The 11,142-nt window shown below is 61.0% G+C and carries 7 protein-coding genes; all 7 read left to right on the forward strand.

Going from position 1 to position 11,142, the window contains the following annotated elements; genetic code table 11:
- Positions 1–183: 183 nt before the first annotated feature.
- Complete coding sequence (locus PZH32_RS07110) at positions 184–1,500, forward strand: replication-associated recombination protein A (RefSeq protein WP_275208209.1); 1,317 nt, start codon at positions 184–186, stop codon at positions 1,498–1,500.
- A 148-nt stretch (positions 1,501–1,648) separates the two neighbouring features.
- Complete coding sequence (locus tag PZH32_RS07115; RefSeq protein ID WP_275207198.1) at positions 1,649–2,314, forward strand: helix-turn-helix transcriptional regulator; 666 nt, start codon at positions 1,649–1,651, stop codon at positions 2,312–2,314.
- A 169-nt stretch (positions 2,315–2,483) separates the two neighbouring features.
- A complete protein-coding gene (locus PZH32_RS07120; protein ID WP_275207199.1) occupies positions 2,484–4,103 on the forward strand; it encodes an FAD-dependent oxidoreductase in 1,620 nt (539 codons plus the stop codon).
- Between the two features lie 150 nt (positions 4,104–4,253).
- Positions 4,254–5,804, forward strand: coding sequence for a response regulator transcription factor (locus PZH32_RS07125; protein ID WP_275207200.1), 1,551 nt, complete (start codon positions 4,254–4,256; stop codon positions 5,802–5,804).
- 143 nt (positions 5,805–5,947) lie between these two features.
- Positions 5,948–6,817: a DUF948 domain-containing protein gene (locus PZH32_RS07130; protein WP_275207201.1), complete on the forward strand. Its 870-nt coding sequence runs from the start codon at positions 5,948–5,950 to the stop codon at positions 6,815–6,817.
- A gap of 34 nt (positions 6,818–6,851) precedes the next feature.
- Positions 6,852–8,252, forward strand: a complete 1,401-nt coding sequence (locus PZH32_RS07135; protein ID WP_275207202.1) for an AI-2E family transporter — start codon at positions 6,852–6,854, stop codon at positions 8,250–8,252.
- A gap of 123 nt (positions 8,253–8,375) precedes the next feature.
- Positions 8,376–11,012 (forward strand): alanine--tRNA ligase, encoded by a 2,637-nt coding sequence (alaS, locus tag PZH32_RS07140; RefSeq protein WP_275207204.1) that lies wholly within the window; start codon positions 8,376–8,378, stop codon positions 11,010–11,012.
- Positions 11,013–11,142 lie beyond the last annotated feature (130 nt).

The raw sequence follows: 11,142 nt of genomic DNA on the forward strand, positions 1-11,142 counted from the left end.
TGACGTCAGCAAGTGAGACAACCCCTCCGATCACTTGCCTGCTTTGTCTCTTTTAAAGCAGATAGCGGCTCCTGAGAGAGTCGCAATCCCCCTCCTTCTGGCCCAGCCGGCCCCCTCCGGCTGGGCCGCTTCTTTTTTGCAGTGAGATGTTGCTATTCGAACAAATGTGCTACCATGTTCGCCATGGATACTTTGTTTACTGCTATGGAGAACGATCAGAAGCTGACGGTGGCGCCTTTGGCGGTGCGTATGCGGCCGCGTACGCTCGACGAGGTGGTAGGTCAGACCGAGGCCGTGGGCGAGGGGAGCTGGATGCGCGCGGCTATCGAGAACGACGCGCTCAGCTCGGTTATCTTATTCGGCCCGGCGGGCACGGGCAAAACGTCGCTGGCCCATGTCATTGCCGAGTCTACAAAAGCCACCTTTGTAGAGGTGTCTGCTATTGGGGGCACCGTGTCCGACTTGCGCCGTGAAATTGACGCGGCTGAGAAGCGGCTTGTCATGGGTGGGCTGCGCACCATTTTGTTCGTGGACGAGATCCACCGTTTCAATCGCTCCCAGCAAGATGCGCTGCTCCATGCCGTGGAGGACCGTCTGGTGGTGCTGGTGGGCGCTACTACGGAAAACCCTTTCTTCGAGGTGAACTCCGCCCTTATTTCGCGGTCGCGCGTGGTGGAGCTACACTCGCTTTCCGACGAGGAAATCGCGAAGTTGGTGCGCCGCGCCGTGGCTGATGAACGTGGTCTGGCGGGGCAGTACGTGGTGGAGGATGCAGCACTTGATGCTATCGTCACCTTGGCCGGGGGCGATGGCCGTGGGGCGCTTACCACCTTGGAGCTGGCGGCGGCTTTGGTGGCTCCCGGCACGGCTGAGGCACCGGTAGCCATTACCGAGGCCATGGTGCGCACCGCCACGCCGCACCGCGCGCTGCCCTACGACAAGAACAAGGACATGCACTACGACATTATCTCCGCGTTCATCAAGTCCATGCGCGGCAGCGATCCTGATGCGGCCGTCTATTGGCTTGCCCGCATGATTGATGGGGGAGAGGACCCTAAGTTCATCGCCCGGCGCATGTACATTGCCGCCTCGGAGGATATCGGCAACGCCGATCCCCAGGCGCTTCTCGTGGCCGAGGCCGCCTTCCGCGCCGCCGAGGTTATTGGGTATCCGGAGTGCCGCATCAATCTTGCCCAGGCGGCCATTTACTTGGCGTTGGCCCCCAAATCGAACGCTGCCGAGGCGGCCATTGACGCCGCCCTGCGCGAGGTGCGCAACGGGCCCGCTCGCAAGGTGCCCGATTACCTGCGCGATCGGCACCGCCCCGGTTCCGAGAACTATGGCACCTATCGCTATCCCCACAACTATCCCGGCGGCTGGGTGGATCAGCGGTATCTGCCCGACGGCCTTGAGCGCGGTTGCTTCTATCAGCCCAGCGAGCGCGGCTGGGAAGCTTATCGCACCGATGCCGCTGCCCGCGATCGCCGGCCCCAGGGTTAGCTTCGCGCCGCGCCGGTGTCGGCAGGGACAAGTTGCCATTTCATCCCGCCAAAACCGGAGCGGGCAGCAAATTCACCCTCTTTGTAAAAGATATTTGATAGACGTTTTCCCTTGTCACGCTAGGATGGAAGGGCGAGAAAGGGAAGCTATGAACATTGGAGCAAAACTCAAAGAGGCCCGCACGGCGGCCGGACTTACCCAGGAGCAGGCTGCCGAGGCCATTGGTGTCTCGCGTCAGACGCTGTCCCATTGGGAAAACGAGAAGACCTATCCCGACGTTCTGAGTGTCATTGCCTTAAGCGACGCTTACGGGGTCTCTTTGGACGTCTTGCTCAAAGAGGGGGCTGGCAGCCTGGGTTACCGCGCCTATCTCCGGGAAACCACGGATGCTGCCCGGAGTCGTCGCCATGTGGGGGAAGTAGTGATTACAGCGGTGCTGCTTCTTGTATGGGCTGCGGGACTTATCGAGTTTTGGGTGTTCCTCGACCCCTCCCAGGCCATGGGCTACGGGCTCGTCTTCCTCTGGGCAGTGTATCCGCTCACGGCCTTTGTTCTGTCGGTGGTGATAGGGGTGCAAGACTATTGGGGAAAGGCCAAGTGGGCGCTGCCCCTGGTGTTCGGCGTGCTCTACGCCGCCGCGTCTTATCTGACCTTCGATTTGGCGAACTGGCTGGAGTTCCAAGGAAGTCTCGGCGCCCCCAGTCTGTTCGCCGTTATGGTGGGCGCGCTTATTTCCCTGCTCGGTGTAGCCTTGGGGGTAGGTATGGGCTGGCTGAAAGAGGTGGTGCTTGAGCGAAAAGGAGACAATCGATAATCCTTTGATCGGGTAATTCTTCGCCTATCGTTTGAATCAAACGATAGGTTCCCATCGAGAAAATAAAAGGTTTCGATGGATGTTCTGCGTCGCCGTCCCTCATAAGGTTTTCTGTGAAGGGCGCTTCATCGTAGGAGGATGAAGCGCAATTTTGACAGGAGGGATTCTGATGAGTCAGCTGACAAGAAGAGGTTTTCTGACGGGTGCCGGCATTCTGGGCGCCGGCGCCGTAGCGGGGCTGGCGGGCTGCGCTGCGCAGCCTCAGAGCGCCACGGGAACGGAAGAATTGGCGAGCACGGCAAGCGATTGGCGCACTGCCCCCGCCCCCATTGAAGACATTGCTGAAACCATTGAGGCCGATATCGTTGTTGTAGGTGCGGGCGTTTCGGGCTGCAATGCGGCCTACACGGCTGCCAAGGGCGGCGCAAACGTCGTAGTGCTTCAGAAGGAGGCGACGTGTATCGCCAACGGCATGGGCATCGGAGCCTACGGAACAAAGCTGCAGAAAGAGCACGGCGGTGATTGGGATGTGGAGGAGGAGCTGAATCGCTGGGCGCGCGAAAGCGAGAATCGCAGCGATCGGAAGCTCGTGCATCGCTGGGCCGAGTTCAGCGGCGAAGTGGTGGACCGCATGGTAGAACTGTGCACGGGTCATGAGAACTGCGAGCCCATTCTGTATGATCCCGGCGCCGATGTGGAGTATCCAGACGCATGGAACTTTGCCTATTCGGGTGGTGTGGTATTTCTCGGCGCCGACCAAATGAAGGGCGTTGCTCAGGTTATCACCGATGAGGCGGAAAAGCTGGGTGCCCAGGTGCTGTACTCGACGCCTGCCGTTCAGCTTGTTCGCGAAGGCGATGGCCCGGTCACAGCGGTAATTGCCCAGCGCGAGGATGGATCCTATGTGCAGGTTAATGCAGCTAAGGGCATTATCTTGGCTGCGGGCGACTACGGCGCCGACCCCGATTTGCGTCGCGAGTTCATGTCTCACATTGAGGGCCTGCAGACGGCCTACTGCACCGACACCAATACGGGCGACGGCCATAAAATGGGAACCTGGGTGGGAGCCGCCATGCAGAAATCGCCCCATGCAGGCAACATCCATTACGATCCCGGCATGGCGCCCTCATCGCCGGCATCGGGCTCGGGCTGCCCGTGGCTGTGGGTCAATCTCAAGGGAGAGCGTTTCTGCAACGAGGATATGTCCTACGGACAGATTTACGCTCAGGCCATGAACCAGCCGGAGTTCATCCATTTCCAGGTATTTGATGCCAACTACAAAGCCGATGTTCAGGCGGGCAAGATGGGCGAGGGAAACCAGAAGAACGGGCCGTTCCCGGGCTTCGGCATGGAGTTCATCGATGATTACATTGCCAGCGGGGATGTGCTGAGCGCCGACACGCTGGAAGAGCTTGCGGATAAAATGGGTGTCCCGGCCGAGGCGTTCGCTGCTACAGTGGCGCGCTATAACGAGTTGTTTGATGCGGGCAAGGATACCGATTTCGGCAAGCAGGCCGCACGTCTTACCGCTATCAAAGAGCCGCCCTTCTATGCGATTTGTCGCCAGCCGCGTTTGCTGTGCGCTTTGGGCGGCTTGATCATCAACGATCACATGGAGGTGATCGACGAAGAAGGCGCGGTGATTGAGAACTTGTACGCCTGCGGCAACAACTCGGGCAACTGGTTCGGTGGTCTTGAGCATCCCATGGTCATTCCCGGCATGAGTCTGGGTCGTGCTGCGGTGACGGGTCACTTGGCCGGTCTCAGTGCGCTTGGGGAAGACTACTAGGTCTCTTACGCCCTCCCTTGAAACGCCGCCCGTGAGGGCGGCGTTTCTGCGTGCTTCGGCAAAGGCATGCGTTTTCGGCCGCCGCGCCGCGAGCGCACGCGTTTTGCAACTTGCGCTATGATGGGAGCAGGAGGGAAGGGCACAAGCTTCATGACAGAGAACCAAAAGAGCATAGGTGTTGCGCGCATGGTGGCCGCCATGGTGGGCCTCGGCTCGTACTGGGCGTGGATGAACCTTTCTGCGGCCAACGCGACGGTGTTCCCTTGGCTGGTCGAAAGTCTCTATCCTCCCCAGCTGCTCATTTCGTCTTGTTTCTACCTCGCAGGCATGGCGGCAATGTTCATCTTTGGGGAGCGCCCCTGGATGAGGGACCACCGGCATGGTGTCACATTGCTCGCAACGGGCATTGCCGTTGCGGGATCTTGTTCTACGGTGCTGGGAACTGTAGTTGGCGCCCCTTCAGGAGCGTTGGCATTCGCTGTTGTGGGATTCGCTACTTCCTTTGGCACGGCGATGCTTCTCGTCCTCTGGGGAGCGTTTTGCTGCCGCCAAGGCCCGCGCGAGGCAGCGCTCATGACGACGGGCTCCTTTGCGTTCGGTACCTTAGCTTATCTCGTATTGTCGGAGTATTTTGCCGGACAGCTTCTGTGGCTTCTCCCGGCGCTTTTGCTTGCCTACGGAGCTTTTCTTCTTTTGCTGGAGGGATCGCGCGAATCTCGGGAGACGACAACGCGCCTTGACGGAGCCACGGGAGCCCTCACGTCGCGGGGCATTGTTGCGGTGCTGGGCTGTCTTGGGCTCTGCATCATCCTTAATGAAGTTTTGCGTCTCATTTCAACGCCTCTTGCGGCTGACGATTTTTCTCGGGTGGGCTTGTTAACCCAATTCGGCGGCTTCCTTATTTCGACGGCTTCCTTCTTGGCGGTTCTGCTTTCGCGACGCCCTTTTGGGTTCAATACGATGGCGGTTGTCCTTGTTCCTTTGATGATCGCAGGCTTCCTCTCGTTTTTGGTGTTCGCCGACTCCGATTCGTCGCTCGTTTTTATTTTGCTGGGAGCCGGCTATTGGTGCTTGAACATGCTGGTTTGGGTGGCGTTGTGCAACGTTGTGCGGCGCACGCGCACCTCCGCGGTTCGTGGTTTCGCCTTGTTCTATGGCATCATTCAGGTGGCTATTCTGGTTGCGAAGCCCGTGGGCGATTGGGTGGCAAATCATTTAAGTGTGACTTCGTCGGGTCTTTCGCTTCTGATCTCGATCTCGGTCATTGCCATTGTCGTGATTGCCATGCTGCTTTTGCGCAACAGGAGCATGGTTGCGCTTCTGGATGAAGCAGGTGCGGAGCAGCGGGACGAGACACCATCTGACGAAGACAAGAGTTTCGCGAATTCCTCGCTGACAACTGAGGTCTTGTCTACCGAGGGAAGTGATTCGGCGGGAGCGAAAGACACCGACGATCGCCTTAACCCCGACTGGCTCACAGCCTTGGCCGAGCGCTATGGCCTTACTCCGCGGGAGACGGAGGTGTTCCTCCTCCTGGCTCGAGGGCGCAGTCTTCCGGTGATTTGTGACGAGCTTTCCATTGCGCTGGGGACCACGCAGACTCACGTTCGCCATATCTACGAAAAGCTGGCTATCCATACCCGTCAGGAGTTGTTCGATATCGTCGAAGGGGAATGGTCCTCGCGGCAGAATCTCTCTTAGCCCTCAGCTTGCTTGACGCCTTGTCTACGGCCGTTTACGAAACGGCTACCTTGTGGTGGCGGTCTGTGGAATCCTCGGGCGACTTATTAGAATGAACAAGGTAATAGTATAGTCAGGTCTTCGTAAATATAAGGAGGCTCATCATGGATTTCGCCGCAATAGTCGATGTGGCATTGCCCATTGTGTACGTGCTGGTCGGCGCGGTGCTCGTTTGGTTTGTCGTCGAGCTGGCCCTTACCATTCGCTCGACGCGTTCCACCATTGACGACGCGCACAAAGAGCTGGTCCCCACCTTGCAAAACGTTGAGAAAATTACGGCCCAGGTGGATCCGCTGATGGGCAACGTGAACACGCTGCTTACCGAAGAGGTGCAGCCCCTGATGGCCAAGGTGAACGAGTCTATGACCGGCGTGAAGCCGGCCGTCGATCGCGTTGATCCCTTGCTTGAGCGCCTGTCGCTTACCGTCGATGCAGCCAATCTTGAGCTCATGCGCGTCGATCAAATCCTCGAGGACGTCACCCAGATCACCGACTCGGTGTCGAAGGTGGCCGGCTCGGTGGACACCGTCACCAGCGCCCCTATCGACTTGGTGAACACGCTCACCGGCCGTTTGCGCAACCGCTTCAAGCCCCGCTACGCCTCGGATGAGTCGGTGAACTTGGGGGCCGCCGCCGACGCTGCCGCCCACGAGGGCGAGCCGGCGCCGCGTCAGGCCACCGTCGCCGATGCCGTCAGCGCCGTGGGCAGTGCTGCCAGTGCGCTGGTGTCCGAGCAGAAGGCTCGCATGGCTGAGCGCAAAGCCGAGGGCAAGGCGCGTCAGGCCAAGGCCCAGGATTTCGAGGACCAGCTGGGCGGGATGGCCGAAACCATCACCAATGCCGCCGTGACGGCCACTAATGGCGACACGGACGAGCCAACGGTCGACCCTGCCATCTCTCCCAACGCGGCGGCTGCCCAGGCGAAGCCGGCTCCGGTCAAGCCCTCTGGCAGCAGCTCCTACACGGTTCAGTAAGCTCGAAACAGGTAAGCAAGAGTCAGGTGATCCCATGAGCCCCGATACCGTAACTTCTCCCGATCCCCGCGACGCCGCTCAGCCGGCGCACCGCACGCTGCCCTGGGGTCTGAAGGAGGCCCGGGCGCGGGTGCGTTTCCTGGATCTGTGGTCCCTCATTGCCGGCATTTTGCTGCTGGGCGTGGTCGTCTACCTCATGAATATCCTGTCGGTACCGGTGGCCATTCTCATTTGGACCCTCATTATTGTGTTCTGCTTGCGCGGCATTGTGAACGGGCTGGAAAAGCACCATGTGAATCGCGCTGTGGGCACCACCATTGCCTATGTTGTCATGGCGCTGGTTATTGCGCTGGTGGGCTTTTTGCTCTTCTCTCCAATGTTCGGCCTGAATGCCCAGTTCAACGACTTGTTGTCGAACATGCCCCATTACGTGGACGCTGTCATTGCCTGGGGCAACGATATGTACGCCCGCTATGCGCCGGTATTTGAAGACGATACGGTGAAAAGCGTTATTGCCGAGGTGCAGAAGTCGGCCGCCTCTTGGGCTTCCTCCATTGCCCAGGGCAGCGCCAATGGCATCGTGGCCTTCAGCACCACCTTGGCCAACGGGCTTATGGCTTTCGGCTTTGGCCTGGTCATTGCCTTCTGGATCCTCATGGAGCTGCCGGCCCTGGGTCGCGAGACGCGGCGCCTTATCGGCCCGAAGCACCAGGAGGACGCGGAGTTCTTCCACGCCACGTTTACGCGCGTCATGGGCGGCTACATCAAGGGCACGCTGCTCCAGTGCGCCGTTATCGGCGTGGGCTGCGGCATTGTCTTCCAGGTGGCCGGCGTTCCCAATGCCGCGGTGTTGGGGCTTATCACCGGCGTGTTGAACATCATCCCCATCATCGGCCCCTGGCTCGGCGGCGCGCTGGCTGCTATCGCGGCTATCTTCGTCAGCCCGCTGGTGGCCCTCATCGCGCTGCTGGCCACTATTGTCATCCAGCAGCTGGTGTACACCTTCGTGTCACCGAAGATCATGCAGAATTCCGTGGACATTCATCCGGCCCTTATGCTCATGGCCTTGATGGTGGGCTCGGCTCTGGGCGGCGCCATGAGCGGCCTCATGGGGTCGCTGGTGGGCATGCTTGCCTCCATTCCTCTGGTGGCGGTGGCCAAGTCCGTGTTCGTCTACTACTTCGAAAAGCGCACGGGCCGTCACTTGGTGGCCGAGGACGGTGTGTTCTTCAAGGGTGTTCCCTCGGACAACGAGGTAGTCAATCCCGCCGCCGATGCCACGAGCCCCGGCTCCACGGGTTCCATGAAGGCCATCCGCCTGGAGGACACGGCCTTTTTCCAGCGGCTGCCCCATATGCGCGCGCAGCATCACGGCAAGGTGACGCCGCGGCCGCCGGAGTCGCCGCACGATAAGGGCGGGAAGAACCAAAAGTAACCTTTCGGGGGCGGTTGCCAAGCCGCCCCTGCGTATTTCAAGGGCAGGGCGCTGTGTTCCTCGCATTTGTACTATAATTTCCGACGAATATTCTACGACCGGTAAAGGACGGACAGGACATCTATGCAGTACATGACAACCGCTGAGATTCGCGAGAAGTACCTGAGCTACTTCGAAGACAAGGGCTGCAAGCGCATGCCCTCGTCCTCGCTTATTCCCGACGACCCGTCGCTTTTGCTGACCAGTGCCGGTATGGTGCAGTTCAAGCCCTACTTCCTGCATCAGAAGGAACTGGAGGCTCCCTACATCGGCACTACCACGGTGCAGAAGTGCGTCCGCACCAACGACATCGACATCATCGGCACCACGGGGCGCCACCTCAGCTTCTTCGAGATGCTCGGCAACTTCTCCTTCGGCGAGTACTTCAAGGAGCAGATGTGCGCCTGGGCCTACGATTTCTCCGTCAACGTGCTCAAGCTGCCCCCCGAGCGCCTGTACTTCACGGTGTTCCAGGACGACGACGAGACTATCGAGATTTGGAAGAGCCTGGGCGTGCCCGACGATCATATCTCCCGTTTGGGCGAGGACGACAACTTCTGGCGCGCCGGCCCCACCGGTCCCTGCGGTCCGTGCTCGGAGATCTACTTCGACCAGGGCCCCGAGTTCGGCTGCGGCAGCCCCGATTGCGCCCCGGGCTGCGATTGCGATCGCTTCCTGGAGTACTGGAACTGCGTGTTCACCCAGTACGACGGCCAGGAGGACGGCACCCTGAAGGAGCTGCCCTCGAAGAACATCGATACCGGTATGGGCCTGGAGCGCATGGCCGCCATCATGCAGGGCGTGCAGTCCAACTACGAGACCGACGTGCTGCGCAGCCTGGTGGCCGTGGGCGAGCGCCTGGCCGGCGTTACCTATGGCGAGAACCCTGAGACCGATCTGTCGCTGCGCATCGTTGCCGATCATTCCCGTGCCGTTACGTTCATGATTGCCGACGGCATTCTGCCCTCCAATGAGGGCCGCGGCTACGTGCTGCGCCGCCTGCTGCGTCGCGCCATCATGAAGGCGCACCTCATTGGCATCGAGGGTCACTTCCTCAACGAGTACGTGGACGAGATCGTGCGCCTTATGGGCGATGTGTACCCGGAAATCGTGGAGAACCGCGAGCTGGAGCGCAAGCTCATCATGGCCGAGGAGGAGCGCTTCGGCGCCACCCTGCGTCAGGGCCAGGCCTATCTGGAAGATGCCCTGGGCAAGCTGGAGGGCACCACGCTGGCCGGCGAGGAAGCCTTCACCCTGCACGACACCTACGGTTTCCCCGTGGAGGTCACCCAGGAAATTGCCGAGGGCCGTGGTATTGCCGTGGACATGGAGGGCTTCGAGGCCGCCATGGAGGCCCAGCGTGAGCGCGCCCGCGCCGCCGGCGCCAAGGACGCCGAGGCCGCCTGGTCCACCTATGGCGGCATCTACGCCGACCTGCTGAAGGAGTTCGGCCCCACGGAATTCACGGGCTATGCCGCCACGGCCGCCGAGACGAAGGTCATCGCCATCCTGCACGAGGGCGAGCGCGTCGAGCGCCTGGAGGCTGGTCAGACCGGCGAGCTGCTGCTGGCCGCCACGCCCTTCTACGCCGAGATGGGTGGCGAGGTGGGCGACACCGGCGTCATCGAGAACGGCGACGACCACGTCTACGTGCTTGACACCACGGCCCCCGAGAAGGGCCTGTTCGTCCACGCGGTGCGCTCCGATGAGGGCACCATTGCCGTGGGCGATACCGTCGTGGCCAAGGTGGACGCCAACCGCCGCGCCGCCATCGAGCGCAACCACACGGGCACCCATATCCTCCATGCCGCTCTGCGCAAGGTGCTGGGCGACCACGTGAAGCAGGCCGGCTCCTACGTGGGTCCCGACCGCCTGCGCTTCGACTTCACCCACTTCGAGGCTATGACCCCCGAGCAAATTGCCGAGGTGGAGCGCGAGGCCAATATGCACATCATGAGCGCTACGCCCACCACCATCTATGAGACCTCACTGGAAGAGGCACGGGCCGCGGGCGTGACGGGTCTGTTCGGCGAGAAGTACGGCGATGTGGTGCGCGTGGTGGAAGCGGGCGATTTCTCCCGCGAGCTGTGCGGCGGCTGCCACGTAAAGAACACGGCCGAGATCGGCCTCATGAAGATCACCACGGAGACGTCGGTAGGCGCCAACGTGCGTCGCATCGAGGCCGTTACCAGCTACGGCGCCCTGGCCTATCTGGACAAGGTGGAGGCCGAGCTGAAGGAGACGGCGGCCATCCTGCGCGTGCCTATGTTCGACGTGTCGGAGCGCACGGCGGCCAATGCCAAGACCATGAAGGACATGCAGCAGAAGGCCAAGCGCGCAAAGACCATGGTCAGCGACGACATGTTTACCGAGCTGTTGTCCCAGGTGCAGGACGCGCCGGCCGGCTACCCGGTTATCATCGCCCGCACCGAGGTGCGCGACGGTGGCCAGATGCGCAACATGTGGGACGTCATTCGCAGCCGCATGAGCGAGCCCGGCGCCTTGGTGGTAGCCGGCGTGAACGACGGCAAGCCCGTGCTCATGGCGGCCGGTACTGACGAGGCCGTGGCCAAGGGCTTCAACGCCGGCGCTCTCATCAAGGCCATGGGCCCGGCCATCCAGGGCGGTGGCGGCGGCAAGCCCACCATGGCCCAGGCTGGCGGCAAGAACGCCGAGGGCATCGACGACGCGTTGGAGATCGCCCGCAACATGATTCTGTAGCGGAGCGCGGGTACCAGCAAGACGAACGAGCCAGCGGGCGGGGGAGACCCCGCCCGTTTTTTGTTTGTGCAGCAGCCTGCTGCACGATTTGCGGTAAGCCAGCCGTGCGTGGCAATTGTTCAACAGCTAC

It is taken from the genome of Adlercreutzia equolifaciens, assembly GCF_029076695.1.
GTDB classification, from domain to species: domain Bacteria; phylum Actinomycetota; class Coriobacteriia; order Coriobacteriales; family Eggerthellaceae; genus Adlercreutzia; species Adlercreutzia equolifaciens_A.